The 25,744-nt window shown below is 63.7% G+C and carries 30 protein-coding genes and 1 pseudogene; 22 read left to right on the forward strand and 9 right to left on the reverse strand.

Annotation, left to right across the window (positions count from 1 at the left end; all coding sequences use genetic code 11):
* Positions 1-7 precede the first annotated feature (7 nt).
* The 8 genes from AZC_RS04315 to AZC_RS04350 all read left to right on the forward strand — a co-directional run bounded on the left by AZC_RS04315 (position 8) and on the right by AZC_RS04350 (position 7,657).
* Complete coding sequence (locus AZC_RS04315; protein ID WP_012169375.1) at positions 8-427, forward strand: hypothetical protein; 420 nt, start codon at positions 8-10, stop codon at positions 425-427.
* 78 nt (positions 428-505) lie between these two features.
* Positions 506-1,138, forward strand: coding sequence for a hypothetical protein (locus AZC_RS04320; RefSeq protein ID WP_012169376.1), 633 nt, complete (start codon positions 506-508; stop codon positions 1,136-1,138).
* Entirely contained in the window at positions 1,138-2,589 is a 1,452-nt protein-coding gene (locus AZC_RS04325; RefSeq protein ID WP_012169377.1) for a hypothetical protein, read from the forward strand. The genes AZC_RS04320 and AZC_RS04325 overlap by 1 nt, the downstream gene beginning before the upstream one ends.
* A complete protein-coding gene (locus AZC_RS04330; protein ID WP_012169378.1) occupies positions 2,586-2,888 on the forward strand; it encodes a hypothetical protein in 303 nt (100 codons plus the stop codon). The genes AZC_RS04325 and AZC_RS04330 overlap by 4 nt, the downstream gene beginning before the upstream one ends.
* The gene (locus tag AZC_RS04335) at positions 2,872-3,285 is read left to right on the forward strand and encodes a hypothetical protein (RefSeq protein WP_052285854.1); all 414 of its coding nucleotides are present in this window, start codon (positions 2,872-2,874) and stop codon (positions 3,283-3,285) included. Before AZC_RS04330 ends, AZC_RS04335 begins: the two co-directional genes overlap by 17 nt.
* Complete coding sequence (locus AZC_RS04340; protein ID WP_012169380.1) at positions 3,285-4,388, forward strand: tail fiber domain-containing protein; 1,104 nt, start codon at positions 3,285-3,287, stop codon at positions 4,386-4,388. Before AZC_RS04335 ends, AZC_RS04340 begins: the two co-directional genes overlap by 1 nt.
* Position 4,389: 1 nt before the next feature.
* On the forward strand, positions 4,390-5,670 hold the full coding sequence (locus AZC_RS04345; RefSeq protein WP_043878880.1) for a hypothetical protein: 1,281 nt from the start codon (positions 4,390-4,392) through the stop codon (positions 5,668-5,670).
* A gap of 1 nt (position 5,671) precedes the next feature.
* On the forward strand, positions 5,672-7,657 hold the full coding sequence (locus AZC_RS04350; RefSeq protein WP_012169382.1) for a hypothetical protein: 1,986 nt from the start codon (positions 5,672-5,674) through the stop codon (positions 7,655-7,657).
* On the opposite strand, the gene AZC_RS04355 is transcribed toward AZC_RS04350, so the two are convergent.
* On the reverse strand, positions 7,623-7,844 hold the full coding sequence (locus AZC_RS04355) for a hypothetical protein (protein WP_052285855.1): 222 nt from the start codon (positions 7,842-7,844) through the stop codon (positions 7,623-7,625). The two genes, AZC_RS04350 and AZC_RS04355, sit on opposite strands and share 35 nt — an antisense overlap.
* Positions 7,845-8,371: 527 nt before the next feature.
* Between AZC_RS04355 and AZC_RS24255 the strand changes: the two genes are divergently transcribed.
* From AZC_RS24255 to AZC_RS04405, 9 genes are all read left to right on the forward strand, one after another.
* Positions 8,372-9,169 carry a transglycosylase SLT domain-containing protein gene (locus AZC_RS24255; RefSeq protein WP_012169383.1) on the forward strand — a complete coding sequence of 266 codons (798 nt, stop codon included), beginning with the start codon at positions 8,372-8,374 and terminating at the stop codon, positions 9,167-9,169.
* A 7-nt stretch (positions 9,170-9,176) separates the two neighbouring features.
* Entirely contained in the window at positions 9,177-10,229 is a 1,053-nt protein-coding gene (locus AZC_RS04370) for a hypothetical protein (RefSeq protein ID WP_012169384.1), read from the forward strand.
* A 9-nt stretch (positions 10,230-10,238) separates the two neighbouring features.
* Complete coding sequence (locus tag AZC_RS04375) at positions 10,239-10,565, forward strand: hypothetical protein (protein ID WP_012169385.1); 327 nt, start codon at positions 10,239-10,241, stop codon at positions 10,563-10,565.
* Positions 10,558-11,511 (forward strand): hypothetical protein, encoded by a 954-nt coding sequence (locus AZC_RS04380; RefSeq protein WP_148209798.1) that lies wholly within the window; start codon positions 10,558-10,560, stop codon positions 11,509-11,511. The genes AZC_RS04375 and AZC_RS04380 overlap by 8 nt, the downstream gene beginning before the upstream one ends.
* 63 nt (positions 11,512-11,574) lie before the next feature.
* Positions 11,575-12,528: a hypothetical protein gene (locus AZC_RS04385; protein ID WP_012169387.1), complete on the forward strand. Its 954-nt coding sequence runs from the start codon at positions 11,575-11,577 to the stop codon at positions 12,526-12,528.
* Between the two features lie 71 nt (positions 12,529-12,599).
* On the forward strand, positions 12,600-13,478 hold the full coding sequence (locus AZC_RS04390) for a peptidoglycan-binding protein (protein WP_043878882.1): 879 nt from the start codon (positions 12,600-12,602) through the stop codon (positions 13,476-13,478).
* A gap of 1 nt (position 13,479) precedes the next feature.
* Positions 13,480-13,770, forward strand: coding sequence for a hypothetical protein (locus tag AZC_RS04395; protein WP_043878883.1), 291 nt, complete (start codon positions 13,480-13,482; stop codon positions 13,768-13,770).
* Positions 13,767-14,192: a hypothetical protein gene (locus AZC_RS04400; protein ID WP_012169390.1), complete on the forward strand. Its 426-nt coding sequence runs from the start codon at positions 13,767-13,769 to the stop codon at positions 14,190-14,192. The genes AZC_RS04395 and AZC_RS04400 overlap by 4 nt, the downstream gene beginning before the upstream one ends.
* Before the next feature lie 205 nt (positions 14,193-14,397).
* On the forward strand, positions 14,398-14,730 hold the full coding sequence (locus tag AZC_RS04405; protein ID WP_148209799.1) for a hypothetical protein: 333 nt from the start codon (positions 14,398-14,400) through the stop codon (positions 14,728-14,730).
* A gap of 7 nt (positions 14,731-14,737) precedes the next feature.
* Here the strand turns inward: AZC_RS04405 and AZC_RS04410 are convergent, their stop codons facing one another.
* From AZC_RS04410 to AZC_RS04435, 5 genes and pseudogenes are all read right to left on the reverse strand, one after another.
* Complete coding sequence (locus AZC_RS04410; RefSeq protein ID WP_012169392.1) at positions 14,738-15,283, reverse strand: hypothetical protein; 546 nt, start codon at positions 15,281-15,283, stop codon at positions 14,738-14,740.
* Positions 15,284-15,814: 531 nt separating this feature from the next.
* Positions 15,815-16,182, reverse strand: a pseudogene (locus tag AZC_RS04420) (SOS response-associated peptidase family protein); the annotation flags it as partial.
* Between the two features lie 128 nt (positions 16,183-16,310).
* Complete coding sequence (locus AZC_RS04425) at positions 16,311-17,078, reverse strand: hypothetical protein (RefSeq protein WP_012169394.1); 768 nt, start codon at positions 17,076-17,078, stop codon at positions 16,311-16,313.
* The gene (locus tag AZC_RS25395) at positions 17,075-18,061 is read right to left on the reverse strand and encodes a hypothetical protein (RefSeq protein ID WP_210160527.1); all 987 of its coding nucleotides are present in this window, start codon (positions 18,059-18,061) and stop codon (positions 17,075-17,077) included. The genes AZC_RS04425 and AZC_RS25395 overlap by 4 nt, the downstream gene beginning before the upstream one ends.
* A 467-nt stretch (positions 18,062-18,528) precedes the next feature.
* The gene (locus AZC_RS04435; protein ID WP_012169396.1) at positions 18,529-19,914 is read right to left on the reverse strand and encodes a hypothetical protein; all 1,386 of its coding nucleotides are present in this window, start codon (positions 19,912-19,914) and stop codon (positions 18,529-18,531) included.
* A gap of 72 nt (positions 19,915-19,986) precedes the next feature.
* On the opposite strand from AZC_RS04435, the gene AZC_RS24775 reads away from it, so the two are divergent.
* Together AZC_RS24775 and AZC_RS25400 are read left to right on the forward strand one after the other, a co-directional pair.
* On the forward strand, positions 19,987-20,628 hold the full coding sequence (locus AZC_RS24775; protein WP_012169397.1) for a Panacea domain-containing protein: 642 nt from the start codon (positions 19,987-19,989) through the stop codon (positions 20,626-20,628).
* Positions 20,628-21,038, forward strand: a complete 411-nt coding sequence (locus AZC_RS25400; protein WP_148209801.1) for a hypothetical protein — start codon at positions 20,628-20,630, stop codon at positions 21,036-21,038. Before AZC_RS24775 ends, AZC_RS25400 begins: the two co-directional genes overlap by 1 nt.
* Positions 21,039-22,036: 998 nt before the next feature.
* Here the strand turns inward: AZC_RS25400 and AZC_RS04440 are convergent.
* Positions 22,037-22,426 carry an Arc family DNA-binding protein gene (locus AZC_RS04440; RefSeq protein WP_012169398.1) on the reverse strand — a complete coding sequence of 130 codons (390 nt, stop codon included), beginning with the start codon at positions 22,424-22,426 and terminating at the stop codon, positions 22,037-22,039.
* Positions 22,427-22,559: 133 nt separating this feature from the next.
* Between AZC_RS04440 and AZC_RS26395 the strand changes: the two genes are divergently transcribed.
* The 3 genes from AZC_RS26395 to AZC_RS04450 all read left to right on the forward strand — a co-directional run bounded on the left by AZC_RS26395 (position 22,560) and on the right by AZC_RS04450 (position 23,874).
* Positions 22,560-22,694 (forward strand): Arc family DNA-binding protein, encoded by a 135-nt coding sequence (locus AZC_RS26395; protein WP_420794830.1) that lies wholly within the window; start codon positions 22,560-22,562, stop codon positions 22,692-22,694.
* Positions 22,695-22,770: 76 nt separating this feature from the next.
* Positions 22,771-23,517 (forward strand): phage antirepressor KilAC domain-containing protein, encoded by a 747-nt coding sequence (locus AZC_RS04445; RefSeq protein WP_012169399.1) that lies wholly within the window; start codon positions 22,771-22,773, stop codon positions 23,515-23,517.
* Positions 23,518-23,529: 12 nt separating this feature from the next.
* The gene (locus AZC_RS04450) at positions 23,530-23,874 is read left to right on the forward strand and encodes a hypothetical protein (RefSeq protein ID WP_012169400.1); all 345 of its coding nucleotides are present in this window, start codon (positions 23,530-23,532) and stop codon (positions 23,872-23,874) included.
* Between the two features lie 278 nt (positions 23,875-24,152).
* On the opposite strand, the gene AZC_RS04460 is transcribed toward AZC_RS04450, so the two are convergent.
* Together AZC_RS04460 and AZC_RS04465 are read right to left on the reverse strand one after the other, a co-directional pair.
* Positions 24,153-24,461, reverse strand: a complete 309-nt coding sequence (locus tag AZC_RS04460; protein ID WP_012169402.1) for a HigA family addiction module antitoxin — start codon at positions 24,459-24,461, stop codon at positions 24,153-24,155.
* Between the two features lie 14 nt (positions 24,462-24,475).
* Positions 24,476-24,757, reverse strand: a complete 282-nt coding sequence (locus AZC_RS04465) for a type II toxin-antitoxin system RelE/ParE family toxin (protein WP_012169403.1) — start codon at positions 24,755-24,757, stop codon at positions 24,476-24,478.
* Positions 24,758-25,744 lie beyond the last annotated feature (987 nt).

Genomic DNA, 25,744 nt, shown 5'->3' on the forward strand with positions numbered 1-25,744 from the left:
TCATCACATGGCCACCAACACCGCAGGCTCGGTCGCCCGGCAGTATGCCTCCCAGCTCGTCCACTACCTTCGCTTCACCGTCAACTACAATGACGCGGGCATCGGCAGTGGCGTGCGCAAGGGGACGCTGCCGGCCGGCGCGCTGATCCTCTCCACCTCCGTCAATGTGGCGACCGTGTTCAACGCGGCCTCCACCAACGTGCTGACGGTCGGCACCAACTCGACCTCGTTCAACAACATCGTCGCTTCCGGCGATGTGGACGAAAGCGCGGCGGCACTGACCAACGGCATCAAGCCCACCAGCGCCGCCCTGGTGCCGCTGGCGTCCGATTTGGACGTGTACGCGATGTATACCCAGACGGGCACTGCGGCGACGACCGGCAAGGCCTATGTCGTGATCCAGTACATCCCGGACAACGACGGCTGATGCACGCGGCCCTCTTCTGGCTGCTCCACGAACAGGCGGCGGGGCTCTATGACCCGCCGCCACTTCCGGAGGTGAGCAATGTCGACCAAGGCGACCATGATCGAGAGGATCGCGGACGAACTCGCACGCGACGACCTGACCGATCAGATCGACCGCGCCATCGTCGACGCAATCGAGGCCTTCCGGACTGAGCGTTTCCTGTTCTGCGAAACGCGGGCGCTGACCTTCAACACCGCCGACGGGCAGGAATTCTACGGTTCGGACGATCTGGCCGATATTCCGAACATCATCGCCTTCGATTTTGTGACCTATCTCGACGGCAACACGGTCTTCCAGCTCTCTCAGGTCGAGCCGGTCGACATCGAGATGGCGTCGCTCAACGGCACGGCCAAGGGATCGCCGAGCGCGTTCGCCTATTTCGCGGAGCAGATCCGCATCTATCCCGTCCCGAGCAATGTCTGGCCGGTGCGGATCACGGGCCAGTTGAGCCCGCCGGCGCCTGCCGGCCCTGACACGACGGGCAACCGCTGGATGACCGATGGCGAGCGCCTGGTGCGCGCGCGGGCGAAGCTGGAGCTGGCGCTGCATGTCGTCAATGACGACGCCCTCGCCCAGCGCATGAACCTCGCCATGGAGGATTACCGCAGCCAGATGGCCAAGCGCGCCAACCGCAAGATGGGGACGGGCGTCATCCGCCCGATGAACCTCTGATGCTGGCCTTCGGCGAATACCGGCCCGACGTGTCGGACTATAACGGCCAGCACAGCCAGACCATGCTGAACGTCTTCCCGCGCGGGGACGGTTATGGGCCGGTGGCGAGCATCGAGGCGCTGACCGACGCGCTGCCGGCGCCCTGCCGGGGCTATATCCGGGCGATCAACGAAGACGGCTCGGTCACGATCATCGCGGGCACGGCCAACGGCCTCTGGCGCCTCAACAACACGACCTTCGCATGGGAGGACGTGTCGAAGGGGCCTTACAATCTGACGGGCTCCGATCTGTGGAGCTTTGCCCAGTTCGACAACCGGGTGGTGGCGGCGCAGATCGGCGACCCCATGCAGGTCATCACGCTGGGCGCGGGCTCGACGCAGTTCGAGGATCTGGCCGGCGATCCGCCGCAGGCGCGATACGTCTCGGTGGTGAGTCGGTTCCTGGTGGCGAGCGGGCTGCTTGGCGCGCCCCTGCGCATCCAGTGGTCGGCCATCGACAATATCGAGGGGTGGACCTCGGGAACGGACCAGTCTGATTTTCAGGACTTCGCGGATGGTGGCGCCGTTCAGGGCGTTGCCGGCGGCGAGCTGGGGATCGTCTTTCAGGAGAACGCCATCCGCCGGCTGATCTATTCGCCCGGCTCTGCGGTCATCTTCCAGATCGACAAGGTGCCGGGTGAGACAGGGTGTGCGGTGGCGCTGAGCATCACCCAGGCGGCCGGATACGTGTTCTGGTATGCGGGATCGGGCTTCTACCGGATGAACCCGGCCGGCGCCCCCGAGCCGATCGGGAAAGAACGGGTGGACCGCACCTTTGCCGCCGACTTCAATGCCGACAACCTCCAGTTGATGATGGGCGCGGCGGACCCCCGATCCAGCCGGATCATCTGGGCCTATCGCTCCCAGTCCGGCGCGGCGGGGCGCTTCGACAAGGCCTTGGCCTACGACTATCTGCTGAACCGCTGGACGCCGCTCCAGTTCCAGGGCGAGTTCATCGCGCCATTCGCCCAGCCGGGCATGACGCTCGAGCGTCTGGACGCGGCCTATCCGGAATACAATCTCGACACGCTGCCGTTCTCGCTGGACTCGTTCCCAGCGTCTGGCGGGCTGCTCATGGCGGCTTTCGATGCCCAGCACCGTCTGGGGCTGTTCACCGGGCCCAACCTTGAGGCGACCCTCGTCTCGGCCGAGGGCGGCGGTGCGCAGCGGGCAATGATCAAAGCCGCGATGCCGGTCACGGATGCGACCGAGGTGATGGCCTCCATCAGCCAGCGCAGCACGCTCATGGATGCCGGAGAGTGGTCGCGCGAGACGACGCGCAACATCCTCGGCTGGTGCCCGATCCGCCGCGACACGCGCTTCTATCGGTTCAAGCTCCGGTTCAGGAAGGGCGCTCGCTGGACGTTCTGCACGGGCGTTGAGGTCGACGCCGTTCCCACGGGGTCGCGATGAGCCTCCAGATCCCCGCCCTGACCGAGAAAGACCCGTTCAAGCTGGCGCAGGCTATCCGTGAACTGGCGGTGGGCCGCTCCAATGCCGTGGGCACATGCACGCTGACGCCGGGCGCCGCGCTGACGACGGTGGCCGCCGTGAACTGCGCACCGGGCAGCGTGGTGTTCCTGATGCCGACGACCGCAACCGCGGCAACCGCGACAGGCCTCTATGCGGTGGCGGCCGCGGGGTCGTTCACGGTGCATCACGACGTGTCGTCTGCCACGGACCGGACGTTCGGCTATGTCGCCCTCGGCTGACCTGCACTGCGTGCCGCCAGAGCTTGTGGATCGCATGTGGCCGCTGGTGGGGCACTGGATCGAGGCGGCGGCGCGGCGGACGCGGGCCATGCACACGCCGACGGTCCGGGCGTCCCTGCAGGACCGGCAGGCGCTGCTGTGGGTGGCGCTGGCCGGCGGCGAGGTCATCGCCGCTGCCGTGACAGAGCTGGAAGTGGGCGACGATGGGCTCTCGTGCCGCATCGTGGCGGCCGGCGGCCGGGACGCCGGGGCGTGGGCGCCGCTGATCCATGGCATCGAGGATTTCGCCCGGGCCGAGGGCTGCGTGCGCGTCAGGTTTGAAGGCCGAACCGGCTGGCGCCGGTATCACCCAGATTACGCGGTCAAGCGCGTGGTGTTCGAGAAGGAGCTGGCCTGATGGGCAAGAGCAGCACCACGAAACAGACGTCGGAAACGAACCCGTGGGCACCGGCCACGCCATATCTGATGGACGTGCTCGGGAAGGCGGGCGGCCTGCTCAATCAAGACACCGGCGCCACGGCTGACCAGACGGCGGCGCTCTCTGGCATCAAGAGCAACGCCGGGCTGCTCGGTACCCAGGCGGGGAACTACAGCGATCTGATGTCCCGCCTCTATTCCGGGGGTGGGTATGGGTCGACTGCCGGCCTGCTGAACAACAACTGGGCGAACATCTCCGGCGCGTTGGCGCCCATGACATCGGCCAGCTATTCGGACCCGACGCAGAACCCGATCGTGCAGGCCTATGCCAAGCAGGCGGGGAACGACGCGCAGAACTCGGTCAACGGCATGTTCGCTGCCGCCGGCCGGGATCTTTCCGGGGCGCACGCTGGAGCGCTGGGGAAGGGCATCACCCAGGCCGAGGGCTCGGTCTACAACCAGGCGCAGCAGCAACTGGCGGGACAGCAGCTTGCCGGCCTCGGCCTTCTCAACTCGGCCGGGCTCGGCACGTCGAGCGCGCTGGAAGGCATCACCGGGGCGCAGAACCAGGCAGGGCTGTCGGCGGCGGGCCTGAACGGCTCCCTCGCCACCATCCTGAACTCGCCCTACACGAACACGATCAACGCCGACCAGACGGCCTACAGCCTGCCGGTGCAGAACCTGGGCATGCTGGAGAACCTGATCCTGCCCATTGCCGGCGCCGGCGGCACGACGCAGAGCACGAGCACGCAGCCGCAGAGCCTGCTCAGCAACATCCTTGGCGGGGCGCTGGGGCTGGGAAGCCTGTTCTCGGCGCCCGCCGGGGGCACCAGTGCCATTGGTGGCCTATTGGCGCTCTCGGATCGCCGGGCCAAGGAAGACATTGCCCAGGTGGGCGAGCTGTTCGACGGGCAGCCGGTCTATCGCTTCCGCTACAAGGGCGCCCCCGAAACGCACATCGGCCTCATGGCGCAGGATGTCATGAAGGCGGTGCCCGAGGCGGTGGGCGACATGGGTGGTTTCCTGGGCGTCGATTATGGAGCCGCGACGGCGCGCGCGGCCGAGATGGGCGGGGTGCACTGAGATGGTCGGCCTGCTGGATCTCCTCACCGCGGCGCAGCCCTATCCCGGCGTCTCGGGCCCGGCCAATCTGGGCATGCTGATGAACGCCCCGCAGTGGTCGGGCGTGACGCAGTTCCCCGACCAGCCGAAACTGCCGGCGGCGGCGCAGCCCACATCCGCCCCGGCAGCGCCGATGTCCATTGCCCCGCCCATGAGCGCGCCGGCTGCCCCGGCAGACAGCGGCAACCCTCTGGCCGGGCTCAGCCAGTGGGCCGGCGACAATCGCTATCTGCTGATGGGGCTGGCCTCCGGACTTCTTGGCGCGCCGACGATCGGGCAGGGGCTGTCCCGCGGCTTCCAGAACGCCGCCCAGAACTCCCTGGCGGACGACGCGATCCGCCAGCGCGGCACGGCCCAGAAGCTGGCGGCGGTCCAGCAGAACCAGACGCTCCAGTGGCTTCAGGCGCAGGGCATGGACCCGCAGCAGGCAACGGTGCTGGCCGGGAACAAGGAAGCGCTGTCTGCCTTCCTGAAGTCGAAGACCGGCACCGGCGGCGAATATGGCCTGAACCCGATCTGGGGCACCGACGCCAACGGCAACCCGGCCCTGATCCAGTTGGGCAAGGACGGCAGTCCGATGCAGCCGAAGCTGCCGCAGGGCTTCAACATCGCCCGCGACCCGATCAAGGTGGACGCGGGGACGGAAACGGTCCTGCTCGATCCGCAGACGCGCCAGCCGATCGGCCGCATCTCTAAGAACGTGCAGGCGGAGGCTCAGCAGAAGGCGGTGGGGACGGCAACGGGTGAAGTGCAGGGGCAGGCGCAGGCCAACCTGCCCAACGTCCTCGCGACGGCCCAGCAAATCCAGAAGACCATTCAGGATGTGCGGAATGACCCGTACCGCGACCGCGGGACCGGCCTCTCGTCCATCTTCAATGTCATCCCGGCCACCGGCGGCTACGATTTCGCGCGCAAGGTCGACCAGCTAAAGGGGCAGGCGTTCCTCCAGGCGTTCCAGAGCCTGAAGGGAGGCGGCGCGATCACCGAAGTCGAAGGGCAGAAGGCGACGAACGCTCTCGCCCGGCTCGACACGGCGCAGTCCAAGGAAGCCTTCAACCAGGCGCTTTCGGACATGGAAGAGGTCGTCAATGCGGGCGTGGAGCGGGCGAAGAAGCTGGCGGCCGGTGGCGCGCCCGCCGCGCCGGGAGCCCAGCCTTCCGCTCCTTCCGCTCCCGCCGCGCCGGCCAGCAGCTACTGGACCACGCTCGACAACGGCGTGAAGATCCGACCGAAGGTGCAGTGAGATGCCAATCTTCGAGGTGCAGGCGCCTGACGGGCGGTCGTTCGAGGTAGACGCCCCGGACATCAATGCCGCCGCTGCGGCGCTGAAGCAGTTCGGCGCGAAGCCTGCCGCCCCTGATCCGCGAGACAGCGTGATGGGGAAGATCGATGCCGCTGTGCGCGGCGCGGCGGACTTACTGTCAGGCGGCGTTGCGGACGAATTCGCGGCGGGCGCCGATGCGCTCTTCAACCCAGTGTTCGGGACCGGGCAGGACGGTGGCAGCTTTTCCGAGCGCTACGACAAGAACCTCGCTGCGCAACGGGGCATCGACAAGGCCGATGAGGAGAAGCGTGGCAGTTATCGTCTAGCCGGGCAGATCGCCGGCGGGATCGCAGGCGGAGCTGGCCTTGCCAAGTCGGGGCTGTCCGCTGCGGCCAATGCAGCGCAGGCGGGCGGGGGCATTTTCAAGGTCGCAGGCGGATCGGCGCTCGACGGCGCCGTCATGGGCGCGCTTCAGGGCTTCGGCAGCGGCGAGGGCGGCATCGGAAACCGGGCAGAGGGGGCCGGCTTGGGGCTCGCCGCAGGTGGTGCGTTGGGCGCGGCTCTGCCTTTTGCGATCAGTGGTGTGACGACGGCGGCCAAGCCTCTCGTGGCTCCGATCATGGCCCGGCTGCGGCCCCAGGAATATGCGGACGCCGCCGTTGCCGAAGCGCTGCGCCGCTCCGGTATGACCGCGGACAGCGTGGCTGGCGACCTCGCGGCGGCCCGCGCAGCCGGGCAGGATGTCTACACGACGGCTGACGCCCTCGGGAACGCCGGCCAGCGGATGCTTTCGACGGCAGCACGGAACCCGCAGAACGAGCGCCAGGCGCTGGTGGACTTCCTCCAGTCCCGGCAGGCGGGGCAGGGGCGGCGTATCTCCGGCGCGCTGGCCGATGCTTTCGACGCCCCGGACACCGCCGCCCAGCGCGCGGCAACGCTGACTGGTGCCCGAGACGCGGCGGCTGATGTGAACTATGCGGCGGCACGCGAAGGCGCCTATGGCGTGGACGTGGGACCGGCGCTCGCCCGCATTGATGAGGTGCTCCAGCCTGGGCTGTCTCGCTTCGCCAGCACGACGGACCAGATCGCGCCGGACTCGGTCGAAGGGGCGCTGTCCCGCGCCCGCAGCCTGCTGACAGACGGGAAGTCGAACCTCACGGAGTTCTCAGCGGTTCTGCGCGCCAAGCAAGACATTGATGACATGATCGGCCGCGCGACGCGCTCCGGCGCCGGCAATCAGGCCCGGCTTCTGATGGGGGTGAAGCAGGAGCTGGAAGCGGCGTTGGAAAACGCGTCAGAGCCTTATGCGGCCGCGCGCAATGCCTTCCGGCAGGGGTCGCGCGAGATCGACGCTGTGGACGCCGGCCGCGTCGCTGCGCAGCGCGGGCGCTCTCAGGACACCATCCCAGCCTTCCAGGGGATGACATCCGGCGAGCAGGCGGCATTCCGCGCGGGCTACGCCGACCCGCTCATCGAGCAGGTGCAGTCGGCGGCCATCGGGGCGAACAAGGCTCGCCCCCTCATGAGCGACGCGACCGCTGCCGAGTTTCCGGCCTTCGCGGCGCCGGGCCGGGCCGACCAGCTCGGCCAGAGGCTGGCGCGCGAGGCGCGCATGTTCGAGACGAACCAGGCCGCGCTTGGGGGTTCCAAGACCGCTGACAATCTTGCGGATGCGGCGGACATGGCACGCTTCGACCCGAGCGTGATGACCAATCTTCTGCGGGGGCGACCGGTCGAAGCGGCAATCTCGGCCCTGACCAAGGGCATGAACGAAGCCAAGGGTATGCCGCCGACGGTTCTGGAGCAGATCACCCGCACGCTCATGGAAACGCGCCCGGACATGGCGAAGGAAATCCTCTCTCGCGCGTGGAGCGGGAAGGTGAAGGACCGCGTCACTCAGGGCTTGGCGAACTCGATCCTTCTGAACGTGCTCACGGCCGGCGCCGGCCGCGCGGCGGCACCATGAAGTCCGGCAACTTCCCGCCGGTTATGTCCCCCGCCCAAGCGGCGAGGATGCACCCACTCATGAGGCCGAGGGCCACGCCCTGCCAATCCGGCGTGTGGAAGCTGAGATAGCTCAGCCAACCCAGCACAAGCATGCCCCAGGCATAAGGCCAGATGACTGGCATCTTGGGCTTTCGCTCATCACTCATAGGAGGTTCATCAATGGACATCTCGGCGAATGTACCTCGGTGGAAGACGCAAATCATCCACCGCGTGGCGTGCCTTGTGGGCGTCCTCGTTAAAATTGATGGCCTTCCCTACGGCCGACCATCGTTTGAACAGAGGTCAAGCTCGGGTCTCACGAGTGGATATTCCGCCGAAGCCACTCTGGCGACCCGGGCTGCGTCAGAGCAGTCGCCCAATACGCCCCCTGTTTTAATTCGATAACGAGAAGGCCGTCGTCGCCATCCATGTGGGCTCGCAGGATATCCCGTACTGCTGATGCAGGACCGCGTAGCTCGGCAAGCCAGACAGACTCGAGCGCACGGACGCAGCCCCAATCTCGTAACTGCTTCAGGAGACTCGTGTAATCGCGCTGACGCCGCAGATCATAGCTTACTATAAAATGAGCCATCGTCGTCTCGCCCGTAATCAACATGATGACGTTATTCGACTCCGTAGAAGAGTCTAGGACGTCCGCGAATTTCTCGACCGCCCAACATCGCAGGAACATGCCATGGCCGACCCGTCCATCATCGACGAGGTGCGCCGCCGTGCGCAGGCGGCTGGCCTGCCGCCGGGCGTCGTCGAGGCGATCGTCGCGCAGGAGAGCGGCTTCAACCCCACAACCCGGCCGATCGGCAAGGACGGGCGCCCGCTGTCTTCGGCCACGGGCCTGTTCCAGATGCTGGACAGCGACCGGAAGCAGTACGGCCTGCCTGCCAACGCACCCATCTCCCAGCAGATCGACGCCGGCATTCGGAAGACGCAGGACAACTGGAACGTCGCACGCGGCGCGCTGGGGCGCGACCCCACGCCGGCCGAGCTCTATGCGGTCCATTACCAGGGCGTCGGCGCCGGGCCTGCGCTGCTGCGCGCCGACCCGAACGCTGGGTTCCGCGACACGCTGAACGCCTATCGGGCGGGCTGGGGCGACAAGGTGGTTAGCGCCAATCCGTGGCTGGGCCAGATCAACACGGTGGGCGATTTTCTGAATTGGTCGGCCGGCAAGATCAATCCGAAGGTCGCGCAGTATGGCGGGCCGGCGCCGGGCGGCCCGCCAGCAGCCCAGACCGCCGCCGTGCCGCCGCAGGCCCCATCTCAGGCGGCCTTGGCCGCTCCCGGCAGCGCGCCGGCCGCAGACCCCGCCGCCACGGCCCTCAGCTCGCTTGCAAGCCTTCAGCGCGTGTTCGGCTCGCTCGCGCCCCAGCAGCAGCCCGCGCCCGCGCCGATGCAGGCCCAGCGCCCGCAGATCGACCTCCAGCGCGTCGCCGCCGCGATCCAGGCGGCCCAGCAGCCGCTTTCCAACCTCTGAGGACGCCATGGGCTTCTGGAAATGGTCCAAGACCCCCGCCGCTAACGCTGCCATTGATCCGCCCATCAACTGGGCGGAGGGGCAGCTCGCCAGCACGGTAAACGACAGCGCGCGGGCGATGATGGCCGCGCTGGCGGCCTATCGCGACGACAACGGCGGGGCGCTGGCCGCCACGGTGGCAACCGCCGACGGCAACGGACATGCGACGGCCTATGCGGTCACCACCAACCAAGGACTGACATCTGGCAGCGTCCCGAACGGCTTCACCCTGACGGTCTCCGCGGCAGCGACGAACGCCGCCGCCGCAACGCTCACGGTCGATGGTCAGGCCGGACCGATCATGGCGGATGGGTTTTCGGTGCCCTTCGGCGCGCTGCGCAAGGGCTCCCGCTTCTCGGTGTCGTGGGATGATCCCTGGTGGCGGCTCGTCCATCCTCTGGGGGCCGTCGTGGGCGACGAGAAAGTCGTCTTTTCGCCCTCGGCGCCGTCCGGCTGGCTTGCTGCCAACGGGCTCTATATCGGCCCCACCGGCTCCGTGGCGGATGGGTTCGCCGGGCCCGAGGCATTCGACCTGTTCGTCTATCTCTGGCCCCGCACCGTTCTGACGGTGACTGGCGGGCGTGGGGCAAGCGCGCTCGCGGACTGGACCGCGAACAAGGCGCTGGCGCTCCCCGACATGCGCGGCGCGGTCTGGGTTGGCCGCGACAGCATGGGCTCGTTCGACACCGGGCGCCTCATCTCGGGGGCATTCCCCTCCGGCCGCGACACCGTGGGCACCAGCGGAGGCGCGGCGCAGATCACACTCGGGATCGGGCAAATCCCCGCGCACAAGCACAACGTGTCGCTCTCCGCCGCCCCCGACCATACGCACTCCTACACGCGCCCGCAGGCCGGTGCTGGCACCGTTCTCGCGACCGGAACGAACGCTGGCGGCACCGCCGATGTGACGGGCCCGGCGGGCGGCCATACCCACCCCGTGACTGAGGATACGGTCGGCGGCGGCGGCGCCCACGACAATATCCAGTATTCGAGCATCCGCACGTTCTGCATCAAGCTGTGAGGTTGTGTCATGGCCGCTCGGCATGATTTCGATATCTGGCGCGGTAATAACCAGCCTGCGGTGAAGTTTATCTTCCCATTCGATATCGCATCCAGTTCTTTCATTCTTCGCCTGACAATCGACGAAACGACATATTCCTATTCGTCTGACGATGGCGAGCTTTTGATCGAAGAGACGGATAACTCTGTCGTGTGGCCCTACACGATCGCAATCTCGCGCGAAATCCCGCTGGGCAAGAACACCCAATATGAGCTGGAACGCCGCGTCTCCGGCGGAGAGCAGCGCACCTACCTCTACGGCTACATCACGGGGCGCGGAGGCCTGAACGATGACTGAATATCTCGCCATCCGTGTCTCTGAAGCGGGGCCTCAGGGCATTCAGGGCATTCAGGGTCCGGAAGGACCGGAAATGCAGATCGCGGGCCTGACGCCGGCAAGCGGTACGCCCAGCTTCAGCACGCTGGTCCCGGTGTCGCCGGACGGCAGTAACGCCCGCGGCGATCTGCTTTATATCCAGCAGCCGCTGGCCCGCCTGCACGTGGCGAGCAAGAGCGCCGCGACAGCGCTGGTAAGCGGCGTCCCGGCCGCCATCAAGACGGTGGTGCTCGATACGGCGGCCGACGTGGACGGCGGTAACGGCGCCATCTATCGGCGCGTGGACACGGCACCCACGAGCGGCACCTATTTCCGGACTGCGGACCGCTTCACGCTTTCCGGGTCAACCAGCAGCACGAACGGCGGCTATTGGGTGCTGAGCGATCTCGCGAGCCCGCTGCCCATCCGGAACTATATCCAGGATCGGAACAAGCAGGACCTGCGGGACTATAACGGCATCGACTTCACCGGCTCGAACGACTGCGCCTCCATCCTCCAGACGGCTGCGAATGAGGCGGAAGACAGCAACCCGATCCGCTATGAGGTGCCCGGCACCATCACCCTGGTGTCGCCCATCACCCTGAAGGACGGTACCACCCTGTCCGGCCTCGTGCGCCCCGGCGTGCGCACCGGCGCCGACAACGGCTCGTGGTTCTATTTCGCGCACAGCGGCAAGGGGTTCACCGGCGGATATGGCGGCAGCAACAAGGTGCGCTCGGTCACCATCCGCGGCATCGGCACCACCCGCTATCAGCTCGTGCCCGGGCCCGGCTGGGCGCCGCAGCCGCACGACTTCGATTTCGATTTCCGGGTGGATGACCTGACGCTTGAGGACGTGCTCATTTTGAATGCCACCAAGGGCATTCGCATGTCAGGCTGGGCGCGGCTCATCGCCAAAAACGTGTAGGGGCAGCCCTTCGATATCGGCCTTGAGGTCGAGGCGGCCTATGACACCTGCAATGTCGATCTCGTGCGCTGGTGGCCCTACTGGAGCGTCAGCGACTATGTGAAGGCGTACATGGTCGATCACTTCACGGCCATCTATTCCAAGCGGAACGACAACCCGAACTTCACCCGGTGCTTCAGCATCTGGCACAAATACGGTGCCCGCTTCGGCGCCTTCGCCGGCAACGATGTGCCCGGCATGGTGGCAGGCCCGACCAGCAAGGCGAAGTTCGTCGCCTGCGACTTCGACAATGGCACCACGCCCATCTATGTGGATCCGGGCACGGACGGCACCACCGCCACCTTCACGGAGTGCAGCCTCCAGGGCCGCGACGCCAACTTCACCGGCGAGCCGCTGGTGCACGTGCGCGGCTCCAACACCAAGCTGACCATCATCGGCGGCAACCTGAAGGAAGCCGGCGTGGCGCTGGTCCGCGTGGCGGACGGCGGCACGGGGAACACCGTCCGCATGCTTGAGGTGGAAACCGGTCGCTGGAACATCGCAGCCGGCGCGAGCGGCGATGCGCTGGTGGCCTCGTCCGGCAATGCCATCTATGTGGATGGCAAGATCCAGCAGCAGGTGGAAATGGCCATCGGCGCCAACATCTATTGGCCCGATGGTCCCTTCAAGCCCTACACGCCGACCGTCACAGCCAGCAGCGGCACGATCACGGCCTATACGGCCTCGGCCAAATACAAGATCGTCAACCGTCAGATCGAGATCTATTACGACATCCTGCTGACCACGGCCGGCTCGGCGACGGGCGACATGGTGGTGACGCTGCCGGTGAGCACCACGGCCCCCGGCGCCGGCTTCGGCTCCGAAACGACGCTGACCGGCAAAGGCGTGAATATGCGCCAGGGCGCGGCAGCCTCCACGTTCACGATCTCCTTCGCCGCCGACAACGGCTCGATCTTCAATTCTGGTGGCGCCGGCGACGGACGGCACATCATCGGAAAGTTCGTCGGCCCAGTCTGATCTTCCAGAACACCGAACGCCGCGGCCGCCTCAGGGCGGTTTTTTTGTGCCCACAATCCGGAGACCATCCGATGCGAGCAATCGACATTGTGCGACGGGTCGCGCCCAAGGCGCGGCCCGAATATCTCGCCGCGTTCGAGGCTGGGGAGGCGCAGCTTGAGGCGGCGAGTGTCACCACGCCGCTGCGCCTCGCCAATCTGCTGGCGCAGGTGCTGCATGAGACCGGCGGGCTCACCATCGTTCGGGAGAGCGGCGCCTACAGCGCGCCGCGCATCCTCGCCATTTTCGGGCGCGGCGTGCACTCGGCTGCCGTCACACCGGCCGAGGCCGAGCGCCTGGCGGGCGACGGGCCGGCGCTGTTCGAGCGCGTCTATGGCCTCGGCAACCCGCGCATGGCGGCACAGCTCGGCAACACCCAGCCGGGCGACGGCTGGAAGTACCGGGGGAACGGCCTGCTCCAGACCACCGGGCGCGGCCAGCATCGCGAGATGGGGCAGCGGGCAGGCGTCGGGGATCTGTTCGAGCGCACCCCGGAGCTGGTGACGGCGGCCGAGCTTGCCCTCAAGCCGGCGCTCGCCGAGTGGACGCGCGGCGGCTGCAACACGCTCGCCGACAAGGGCGACATCCGCCAGATCACCCGCATCATCAACGGCGGCTATAACGGCCTGCCGGATCGTCAGGAGTGGCTGGATCGCATCTGGAGCCAGATCGGCACCGGCGCCCTCTGGCGCGCTGCCGGCGCGGACGATGCGACGGCGGATCTGCAAGAGAGCCTCAACGCCCTCGGTTATAGCCTCACGGTGGACGGGCGGCAGGGGCCGGCCACCACGGCGGCGATCCGCGACTTCCAGTCCCGCAACGGGCTGAAGGCGGACGGCATCGCCGGCCCGGTGACGCTCGCGGCGCTCGCCGCCCGGCTGGCGCCGGCCAAGTCGCCGAAGGCAGCCTGACATGGCGGCGCACCCTTCCGGCGAACCCTCCTGGCGCTGGCGCCGCCTTGTCATCTTCTCGGTGGTGGGCGTCGCCATCTGGCGGCTCATCGTCCTCGAGGACAATCCCGACACCACCATCAACCTCGAGCTGGTGCGCGGGTGGCTCATCCTCGTGGGGCTGCTCGTGCTCGGCTACACGGGCCTCGCCACCGTGCAGGACCTACTCGCCATGTGGCGCACCGGCAGCGCGCTGCCCTATGCGCCGCCGCCTCCGCCGCCGGCGGACAGCCAGACGAGAGGCCAGCCGTGACCATCGTCCTCACCATTCTCGCCGCTCTGGCGCGCTTCGCCTCCACCGGCGCAGGCCGTGTCGTGATCGGGCTCATCCTGCTGGTGGGCCTCGTCTGGGGCGCGAACGCCTATGGGCGTGCCGCCGGCCGGGCCGAGGTGCGGGCCGAGTGGGAAGCGGCCAACCTGCACGCGGCCGAGGAGATCCGCCGCAGCGACCAGGCGCAGGCGGACGCGGCCGGCGCAAAGGACCGAGGCCTGATCTCCCGCCTCACCGCCGAAGCTCAGACCATGAAGGAGAAGACCGATGCGCTCGAGGCGCAGCTGGCTGCCCGCGACGGGTGCAGCACTGATGACGCTTTCCCTGATGGCCTGCCAGCAGGCTGGAACTCCGGGCCTCGCGCGGGATCTGCCGGCGCCGCCGGAGGTGTGCCGGCCCGTTGATGACCCTCCGTATCATCCCGATGCCCGAGTGATGCTGCGTCGGATGAGGGATGCCTTCCTCATCGCCAACGGGCACATCGCGGCTTGTCGCGAATGGTATGAGGACGTGCGGTCGCGTTATGCGCAGGGGCTGTGACCCCTGCTGTCTGTTTCTGCGTTGTGGGTGGAGGGGATCATGGTGGAGCAGGGCGCGACGGAGGACAGCATGACCAAGCCGCGGTTCATCTGGGCTTTCGACTTCGGGCAGGTGATGCAGACGCTCGCCACCGTGATCCCGATTGCATCCCTGGTCTGGTACATGGCCGCCTCGAACGCCGAGATGCGTCGGGACATCGCCACCCTCCAGGCGCGGGAAGCCTCCTACGCGCCCAAGGTGGACGCGCTCGCCAAGAGCAACGATGTGCAGGACGAGCGCATCGGGAACATCGCCGACGCGGTGCGTGGCATCCAGCGCGTCAACGCCGAGATGCTCTCCCAGATCGGCGGCGTGCGCGAGGATCTGGCGGGCATCAAGGCGCGGATCGCGGTGCCGCGGTGAGTGGGGTTCAAGCGGTTGCGCCGTTCGGATGCAATGGCCAAGCCTGACCGTCTGCCACCTTTGAGACCACGGTGATCTTGCGGTCCTCGTCCGACAGTTCCACTCCCGCGTGGATCATCCCCACTTCGGTAGCATCTTGCCAGCGAGCAATCGAGTAGACCGTTCCCGTCACAATTGCCCTGCCGAACGCCTTCGCAAGTTCAGGATGAAATTCCTCAAGGGCCGCGAGATCAGCTTTTAGGTCTCTTGCGCCAACCACAGGATCGTCTTCTGCGGCCGTTGTTAGCGCTTCGACGATGAGACTGTATCCCTCCTTACGGCTGACAGCCTCGCTGAAGGAGAGCAGCGCAAATTTGAGGTTGTCGGGAGAATCGGGGCTGTCGACAAACGCGCGTAGAGCCGCGCTATGATCTTCCAGTGCCTTGCTCGCCGTACCCCAAAAGTGCTGCCGCTTCCGGTAGCGAGAGCGAAGGCTGCAAGACACGTACGCTATGACAGCCATAGCGAAGCCAAAGTTGATGAACCCGGAAATATGCTCTTGAAGCCAGTTCATCGCGACACCTCACTCTGATCGAGGGGCCCGCTCCCCGATGCGGAGAGCGATCTTAATCTCTCCGTCTCGATCTCTGCCTCCTTCTCGATCCTATACCGAGCAAGATCGATCTCCTTATGACGAACGTCACCAAATTGGCAGCGTTCCAGGTGACGGTCGTGCTGGGTCTTCCTGAATGCATATATAAGATAGAATAAGGCGATCCAAGTGCCGGCCTCGTCCACGCTTACCCCGACCGCCGCGAAAGCCAACAGGGCAACTGTCAGTCCAAAGCAAAGGACGCCGTCGGGGCCATGAGGTCCGAGTGTTCCAACTATATCTTTCGCGAACGACCAATCCCATGTGCCGGCAGAAGCCGTCGCCGTCTTATTATCAGTCAAAGGAGCCCCCACTCCGTAGAATGGGGAGAAGCTACGGCAGATGAAAGTTCTTGCCAAGAAGGCGTGGCTTTACGCGTCGGTGCGTAATTTCAGCACCGGAGCTTGTGCCAAGCTGGAACGGGCGATTCATGAGTCAGCCGAGGCCGACGGCTCACTGATCCGACTTCGGGCCCGCCGCGACCTTATCCAGACTTCCTCCCGCCAATGGCCGCTGAAGCGACTTTGCATCGTCCCACGGCGCCGCCATCCATGCCTCCCACTCTGCCGGCTCTGTGAGGATCACCGGCATGGCCTTCGGATGAACGCTCGCCACCGGCTCGCTGGGCTCCGTGGTCAGGAAGCCATAGAGGTCCGCCGTGACCTCGCCCTCCTTCATCTTCCGGACGCTGGTCCAGCCCTGCACCCAGATCCCAGCGAAGAAGGCGAGGGGGCGATCCTCGCCCAAGGCGACCACACATCTCCGCCGTGGTCCTTGTTGCGCTCAGAGAAGCTGGTGAACGGCACTAGGCAGCGGTTCGTCAGGTCGCGCAAACGCCTCCAGTGGGTTGCGCGCCATACCCTCCCTGTGGCGCTGGCGGAATCCTGTCCCGCGCCGCTACCGTCGTGAAACGCTGCAAGACGGACAGCACCATTACGTTGATTCAAGTTTACAGCGAAGCTGCAGATTTGGCGAGAATTCCCGACAAATTCGGGATCCTAGCTGATGATATCCGATAGCCGTTTGCGCCCTTGGTAACGCGGAAAGTATAAAGCTTAATGATCACGGGCACTCCGCGCCCTTGCCAGGCGGTCTGGCTTCTGTTCGTGAACTTTATGCTTGCATCAAGATTCTTCTCGATGTTCAGGGAAATGCCGTTTCCATCAGAGTCTTCTTTTTCTCCGATGTAAAATCGAGCAGATCCGGCCGAAATGCTTCCAGCGACGAAAACATAGAAAATATCATTGGAGCGGATGGCTTCGTCCAGGCTCCATGGGTCGATTTCGCTTGTCGGGGTCCGCAAGCGCAACTGGGCAACTATTGGCTCCCAAGGGGCGCGGATTTCCGATTTGCTGTAGTCGGTGAGGACTAGGCGGGACTGTGATGACAAGGCTGCGGTAGCCTTGGCGAGCTGATCCTGCGTTGGGCTGCCATCTTTAGCGCTAACCGTGAACGAAAAGCCCTCAAGCTGGCTAATTTCTAACGAGGCGCTACCAGAGTTCCGGACCGCACCTTCTTCCACAGGTATTGTCTCGATGCGGCGGGCCTCCATCTTTTTGGCGTTAATCAGGTAAAGCGTCCCGATCTCTCCCATTCCAGAATTTAGCATTCCGGCCGGAGTAGTTGCAAAATTGGTGTCGACCAGGACGTCTGCATTGCAGCCGCAGAGGGTCAGAAGTACCAAAAATAACGTGAATTTCTTAATATTCATGATCATGGCGCCAACCTGGACGTTGTTGCAGGAAGTTTCTGGATATCACCGCCGACGCTGCCAACACCTAGGATAATGCGTGCCCTGCGCTGAAAAGAGAGTGCTTGCCAATAGCCCGACATTCCTTGGGCGACGCGGCTGCGCAAGAAAGTAAAATGTAGAAGTTCGCACTGCTCATCTGAGACGGCGCCGGTAGAATTGAGTTTGGTCCATTCTGCGATATTGAACGAGCAGTCGCGCCAGATTCCGCCCTGGTCGATCGTGCTGCATAGCCCCTCATACCAGTGAACGATTCCGGCGATGCTGACCCTTTTTCGCTCGGCGGAAGCAGACGCGAGGGATTTTCGCGTGCGCGCTATGTCCGCATTGCCGGGAAAGCTGCCCTGCTGTGTCTTTGTGTCGATCGCCCACTTCACTTTCAGGCTGGTGACGTGCTCAGACGGAAAGATGCGGCTCAGATCGTCCGAGACGCTTTGTACCAACGCGATGAAGCGATCGACCTGAATCTGGATCATCGTTTCACTGTTGAATAGATTATCAAATTCTTCTCGAACTACGCTATTTAGCCGGCCATTTTGACTTTGAGCTTCGAGCGTCGTCTGGCAATCCGTAGTGATTGGAATTCGGCGGCATCCTTCGCTGAATATTAACTTCCCAAATATTGGCATAACATTTCCAATATTGACGCGAAATGCCGCCTCCGTAGCGAATTTCTCTCGATAGCGCCGGATCATAGGCTGGAGAGAATTCTGGCCGTAGTTCCACTGCAGAACTCCGACCGAGACGATCTGGCCATCGAAATTGCCCGAGGCTCCGGCCCAGCATCCGCTCGTCTCCGGCTCAGATACTGCGTGGATCGCTCTAAATATGCCTTCCCTGTCCATATTTAGCTTGGAGAGAGAAGAGAGAACGGTCGGGGAGATCGTTACGGCTTTAATATCGCCGACGGGGACGCACTTGGCCTCGACGCTAAGTGCCTGAAACAACATGGAAAAAAAGACTAGGGCCCAAAATATAGGCTGTCGGTTGCTCGACATATGCCCCCCAGCACATGCGGTTAATCCAGCAGACAAACCGTATATATCGCCTGATGGATGTCAATGAGAGATTCTCATGGTAGAATTGCGCAGAATGCGATGTAAGCTTTCCGACAAAGGCTTCTTCCAAGAGCGGATTGTTTCATAGGGGTGATCTCCCGTGAGAAAATAATATTTTATTATAGATTCATATATGTGAGTAATTTCTCCTGTATGCGCGCGATATAGGTGTGTTGTCGATCCGATATCGGTAATAGTCGTTCGATGCATCTGTGATGATTGAAGTTTTCGCGGTGGCAGATTTCCTCAAGATATAAGCGCCTATTTAGCGGCGGTCATGCAATGAGAAGCGATGGGGCGCGTCACATGGCACAGTGCCACCACCGCGGAGCTGGGGGGCGCGGAGACGAGCCCACTGCTTATCGTTGAGCATGAGTGGCGGCGCTGACGGTGGCGCGCAAATCCTCGGCTAGGGCCAATCCAATCTGGCTGTCGGTGGCGTCCTCCACGCGCACCCGGACGGGGCGCGAGCGGAACGCCTCGGCATCGCGCAAGGCGATCCTCCTGAGATCAGCTTGTGCGAGAAGCCACATCCACCAGAGCGCCGCGCACTGCACACCGAAGCCGGGCACCTTCCCGCGTTGAGCGGCGCGGTTGATGGTCAGCTTGTAGACGATACCTTTTGGCGTCGCTTTTATCTCGCGGTCGAACACCACGCCGATCTCAGCGCGCTCGACGGAAAGCCACCTCTGCTTCGGATCCGGGAAGGTCGAGCCGGCAATGACGAAACTGGTGCGATCGCGTTGGTCGCAGTCGCTGACGAGATCCAGCCGACGAGTGACCACGTTCGGCTTCAGGCGCTTGTAGGCTTCCGCTCCGACCAGCAGATGGCCAGCAGACAGCCTCTCTCTGGCCATCCAGTTGCGGGGATGGCTGGAGGGCCAGGGTGCGAGATTGGCGGCGTGCCGTGACCATAGGCGCGTTGAGAGGGCCCAGTCCGAGGAGATCGGGCGTAGCGGGGCATCGGAGGGTTTCAGGTCCGGCATCACACCGGGTTCCTTGATCCGCTTCGCCCGCCCGGTGGAGGAGGGATGCCGCGGCAGGATAGGGGCGTCGCTGGTGCGGCCGTCCTTTGCCAGGAGTTGCTGGCACGGACAGGCCATGTCGCGCAGCAGGGCGTGACCGTCGAAGTGGACGGCCAGCAGCGGGTGCCGGCGGCCGCCGTAGAGCAACTGGTTCATCACGAACTGCTGCCCATGCCACAATTTCTGAACGCCTTGAGGGATGGAGGTTCGCCCCATCGCCTTGGCCAGCTCGTCGTAGCGCTTGATGATGTCGCCTTTGAAGTCCGCCGGCGTGCCGGTCAGGACAGAGAGATCGATGTCGGCGACGTCAGCCTTGTTCGGGTCCAGCATGCTCCCGAACAGCCAGACCTCCAGGATCTCGACTGGCAGGTCCCGGCGGGCGTTGATGCGTTCGCAGGCTGCCAGGAACTCCTCGAGCACCTTCCGTGCCTTCGCCTTCGGTGTGCGTTTGCGGGCCGTGGCATGGGCCAGTGCCTCGCCTGTCGGCGTGAGCCCGTCGAAGACATCGCCTATTTCATCCGCTTCCTCGCCGATCAGGCCGCGCTCGCGCAGTTCCTCGAGGAGGATGAGCACCAGAAGCGGATCGAGCTCCACGTCATTCCGCTCGGCGATGGAGACCACGTCACTGCTTCCCCCATAGCGCCAGGCCTTGAGGATGTTCCGGACCCTGGTCAGAGGAACGCCCAGCAGGTGCTGGCCGGGCAAGATGGTGACGCTCATGGCTAGGGCTCCTTGGGGAGCAGCATAAGCGTGGCGGGTGGGGGTTCAGAAGGGGGCGGCGCTTGAGAAGCGATGTGGGGAATTCCAGCATTGGGTGCGGCGGATGCCCGAATCTGGACATTTGATACCCTGCAGACCATATTGCGTGGGCCTTCGGTGGCGATCGCTGCCGGGGGGTGGTGTGATTCGCACGCGACGCCTATCGTCGAATGCGGAACATGGCATTGGCACCTGTTCAGCGGCGGAGGGCTGAAAATGCACAGTAGCCTGACCATCGCAAATCGCTTCCTCGACCTTGCCAACGAGGAGGGCGATACACTAACCCCAATGCAGCTTTTAAAGCTGGTCTATATCGCTCATGGCTGGATGCTTGGTCTTTATGGGGTGCCTCTCATAAATGATGAAGTTCAAGCTTGGAAATATGGACCCGTCATTCCCAAGCTCTACCATTCCATCAGCCAGTTTCGAAGCGATCCTGTGCGCGGCCCCTTGCGGGCGCACGATCCCGATCCACTTGTTTCTGTTGAAAATGCGCTAATTCAACAGGTATATGAAATATATGGAAATATGACGGGGATCGAGCTTTCGCGTCTCACGCATCAGCCTGGCTCGCCGTGGGCTCAGACATATCAGGATGGTGTGTCTAACATCGTAATTAGTAATGATTTGATCGAAGATCACTATCGCACCTTGGCAAGCGGCGCTGAGGCCTAATGAACGAAGACGAGGCCAAAGCAAGACTTCAGCAACTTCGCGATGCTTTAGCTAGGCGCGAGGAAAAACCTGTCCCGCGTGTCCAGGCCTATTCTGGTGTTGATAGCGACGATGCTGCCCGGAAGGAGGCGTCAGCATTAGCTTCAGGTGATCTAGAAGCTGAGGCAGCTAAGAAAGAGCACAGCAGAACCGAACGTTTCCGAGATCATGTAGCGATCGCTATACTGATCGTTTTCTGGGCTGGCTTTTTATCTTTGAGCGTTCTTGCAGTATTGTGGTTTATCAATTTTATAATTCCACCCGAAAAAGCTATTCTAACAAGCAGTCAGTCGGAAAGGATTATATCTTTTTTGACTGGTGGCGGTCTTACAAGCTTTGTTGCGAACTACGCAAAGAAGCGTTTGACCTAGCTGTTTGTGATTCCATCTCTCTATGGCCCCTCCCCGAGGTGGCCTAACCGGATTGCCGGCGCGGTGCCGCTGGCAGCGGATGCTGCTCGCCTTTGCTCACGTGGCGGTGATCCTCGCCCCACGCTCTTCTCAGCGAGATGCGCCTCAAGGTGGGGTCGCTGATATAGTCGTGGCTCCCGATCTAGGCGGGATGGATGCAGGGCTGGAGGGAGGCGAGCGCCTTACGCCTGGCCAGCAATGGTGGGAATTTCCCACGTTTCCGACCATGGGGCGGCCTCTGAAATCCGGGAGCGTTGCTGGGCTTAAGTGCGGACGGATTTCGTACGCGCTTCGCACGTCTTGGCCGTCCTGAGGCCATATTGTCGCGCATCGAGCGTGAGGACTGCCGAACCATTGGGGAATCGGGCAGTGTAGTGGCCGTATCTCGCAATCTTGGAGAGTGCCGTGGCTGACACACCTGTCGTTCATATCGGCGAGAATTCGCCTGAGCAAATCGCGTATAAGCTTTTGCAAACGATCGCGTCCAACGAAGGTAAGTCGCTGCACAGCAGTGTAGCTGGGAAGTCTACTGCTGATCGAAAATGGCTTCTTGATACCTATGCGGAATGCCTATTGGCTGTGCGCGCGCCGCATAATAGGGGGTAGTATTTAGGTTTTATATTAGTAGAGATATCTTCTGATTGGTAATTCATTCCACGAATGCTTTCGGTCGGTGATAGGGGGCATTCCGAGTATCATACACGAACCCGTTTCTGCTGTTCGGAACGGACAGGCTGCCTACAGATCTCTGGTCGGATCGATAATCTGAAATTATGAAGACCAAGCCCTGCTGCCACCCAGGCGGCGGGGCCTTTTGCGTTCGGGTCGCGCTCTAAGCCAAGAGGTTCGCCGGAATGCGTCGCACACGCTTGCGATAGGAAAGGCATCAGAGACTGAGGCAGTTTGACCTCGCAATCGATCGCATCGTGGTGAGCAGGAGGGAGCCACCACGAGTGAGTTCATTCGCCCTCCTCGTTGGGTTCGTCCATCTCGATGGGAGGGAGGCCGTGCTTTCGCCGATACACTTGGAACTCATTCAGTGGGTGGTTGGGGTAGCCTTCCGCCGCGGCGTCCCTCAGTTTCTCCACCACCTCTTTCAGAGTGTCACGCAGCTGCCGAAGGCCGAGGTGCTCGGGAGCATCGAGGAAATCGTCCGCTAGGAGGCCAGCAAGGTGGATAACCTCGTGAACGGTCGGTTCCGCCGGATATGCCTCCTCAAGAAGCGCGACGAGTTCTGAGTTTACCGAACGCCCATTGGCTTTCGCCGCTACAGCGATCCGGTCCCGCAAGCCATCGGGCACCCGGATGACGATCTTGTCCATATACCGGCTGGGTGTGTCTTGGGTCATGCTAGCACCTCATGCTGGCATTAGGCCAACAATGGTGCTTGACACAATGCTGGCACAGTGCCGATATTGGCAAAAGGCCAGTATGTAGGAGGGGGCGTTGGCCAAACGAGGAGCCGACAAAATTGTAATCCGCGTGCCCGATGGTCTCCGGGACAGGATCAAGGACGCCGCCAAAAACAGCCGGCGTTCAACGAATGCGGAAATCATTTTGCATCTGGAGCGGATCTTTCCTGCTCCGGTCGCGGCGACGGAGCCCAAGGCCTCGTAAACCAAGGCCCCGTCGCCGGTCTCGTCCGCCACCCGGCAAGGTGGCGTCCTAATCATTCGGAAATTGAGGTTCCGACATGACACTTCTCAATATCGTCCCGGCCGCCCCAGAAGGCAACGGCGCGCCGCTCACCATGTCCACGATGGAAATCGCGGAGCTTACTGGAAAGCGCCACGACAATGTGCTGCGCGACGCGCGCAAGATGGTGGCTGAACTTCACGGGGAAGGGGGTCTCCTCAGTTTTGAGGAGACGGTTGAGCGGCCCAATCCTAGCGGCGGGGCGCCCATCAGATCGCCGATCCTCCGCCTCCCCAAGCGCGAGACGCTAATCCTTGTCTCCGGCTACAGCGTGGAGATGCGCGCCCGCATCATCGACCGCTGGATGGAGCTGGAGATGGGCACCGCGCAGCCGCGCATGGTCGTGGACCCCTCCGACCCCAAGGTGATGCTGGCCGTCTTCGACCACCTCCAGAAGCAGGTGGCGGAGAAGGATGCCGTCATCGCCGCGCAGGGCCAGAAGGTGAAGCAGCTCGACCGCCTCGGCGCCGCCGATGGCAGCATGTGCCTGACCGATGCGGCCAAGACGCTGAAGAAGCGGCCGAAGGACCTCATCACCTTTCTGTCGACCCGGCACTGGATCTACAAGCGCGTCGGAAACTCCAGCTGGCTCGCCTACCAGGACAAGATCCAGGCCGGCTACATGGAGCACATCGACCATCCCTTCTTCGACGATCAGGGGCGCGAGCGCATCGCGACGCGTGCCCATGTCACCGCCAAGGGCCTCGTGAAGCTCGCCGCGCTTCTCGAAGAGCCGCTGCACTGAGGGGAGGGGACAATGACCGTTTTCCGTCGCGCCAAGGCCTCGACCGAGGCGCCCCCGCCGGCTGTACCCGGCCGAGGCCACAACGCTCCGCCGGCCGAGGATGCCCGGCTGTCGGCCTTCGAGGATCTGGAAAGCCAGATCTGCGACCTCAGTCTCATGGCAGGCATCGCGAGCGCGCTCTTCGAGGCCCTTTTTGAGGACGTCGCTGCCCACCGTGAGCTCAACGGCGGCCGGGCGGACTGCTACCTGATCGACGGCGGAACGCTCGAAAAGGTGTCGTTCGCCATTTCCAACACCCTCACGAGGGCCGCGGATCTGCGGGCGTCCTTCTATGAGGCACACGCCACCGCCCGGTGATGCGCGCCATGTTCCTGAGCCCACCGTTTGACGATCAGACGGTGGGCTCAGTCTTGTCTACCGCCGAAGCTGGCGGAGCTTCCGTGACAGTCTCGCGCGCTCCAGCTCCTCATCCGTGGCGGGGAGGGCATCAGGATCGCTCTCTGCCTGACGCTGGATGTCTTCCTCGGACATGGCCTTCAGACGAGCCTGCTGGGCCTCGGACAGGGTGAAGCCTCGCATCTCGGCGGCTGACTTTCGGATCATTGCCATAGCTGCCTCATCGCTGCTCGCGGGCGTCACGCTGCGGCGGCTTCCTCAAACGGCTGGATGCGATCCAGCTCTTCCGCCAGTTTCCTGCTCTCCGTCTCGATCTCGTAATCCTGCTGGAGGTTCAGCCAGAACCCGGGCGTCGTCCTGAAAAATCGGGCAAGCCGGAGCGCGGTGTCGGCGGAGATGCCGAACTCCTCCTTCACGATCCGCTCGATGCGCGTGCGCGGCACGCCCAGGGCCTTGGCGAGTTGGCCGGCGCTCAAGTGCAGCGGGACCAAATATTCCTCGCGCAGGATCTCGCCCGGGTGGACAGGGCGAGCGAACTTGATGGCCATGGCTCTACCCTCCTTCAGTGGTAATCGACGATTTCAACGTCCTCGGCGCCGGCGGCCGTCCAACGGAAGCACACGCGCCACTGGTCGTTGATGCGGATGGAGTGCTGTCCCGCGCGATCCGCCTTCAGCGCCTCAAGGTGATTTCCGGGCGGAGACCGAAGATCCTCCAGCGCAGTCGCCGCGTGGATCATGCGCAGTTTCCTTTCGGCGGCTCTGAGCAGTTCCGCCGGAAAGCCCTTGGCAGCCTTGCCGGCCACAACCGCCTCGGCGAACTTGCCTCGAACGGAAACGATCATTCCCTCGGCTCCATCCGAGTTTGTATCATGAAGTGATACATGGTGGCTGTCAATCTGGGGTGTATCAGGGGATGATACGGGACCTTTCTAAACTATCGGTCCTCAGATCCGTCCTCACTGCCGTGATCATGGCGTGCACGGTGGCTGGCCCAGAGGAGCATGAGCATGGTCCCGACCGCCGCGAAGGGCGCGACGAGGGCTCGTAGGGTTCGGCGGAGGAGGGGAAGCATGTCGGTGCGCCAGAGTTCCGGAACAACCCGCGAACGCGGCTGGCAGCTGCTGTGCCGTGTGCCGTGCCGTGGAAGACCGATTGTCTAGGCGCAGGCAGCGTCATTTACGCCGCCTGCGATGGTCGCAACGACTTGAAAATGATGCATCTTTCGGTGACGTGGGACGTTCTGGCGCTGGCTGGACGGTGGTTTACAAAACCGCTGCACTACCGCTGTGCTAAGCCGGCCCAGAATGCGGATAACCGTCTGAACTCCAGACGGCATGTCAGCCGCGCTGCACCCGTGACACCATCGATCCTCCCGCCGCAGATTGTGGCTACAGCTCGGATTCAACAGATTTCGAGGCTTGGCGTCTTCTTCCATCAAGCGCGCCTTTCCGTCAAGGCCGGGCCTTCGGTCGCGCCCCGCAGGCTGTGCGGTGCGAAGTCTCGTGATGAGACCCCTTGCGTGACGCGGATCAGATCCTCGCCGCGAATCCGATGTCTGGCGACCTGAACGAGCGTGTGCTGCTCAAAGGTAGCTTATTGTTTCGGTCCGAGGCCCAGCTGCGGCCTCTCCGTCCGGTTCTGTACGGGTGTGGCCAGCCGCTGCTCACCCGGTTGCCATCATTCGACGGTTTTCTCTCAGTAGCAGCGCGTGCGTTCCAGAGGCGACAGGCCTAATATGTGCCGAAAGTGATCCAGTAGCTGGGAAGCGAAGCACCGGGGTTCGGCTTCAGGCGGTCTCGGAGCCAATTTGCAAAGGCGCCGGCCCCATC

The sequence above is a fragment of the Azorhizobium caulinodans ORS 571 genome (assembly GCF_000010525.1).
In the GTDB taxonomy this organism is placed as follows: Bacteria; Pseudomonadota; Alphaproteobacteria; order Rhizobiales; family Xanthobacteraceae; genus Azorhizobium; species Azorhizobium caulinodans.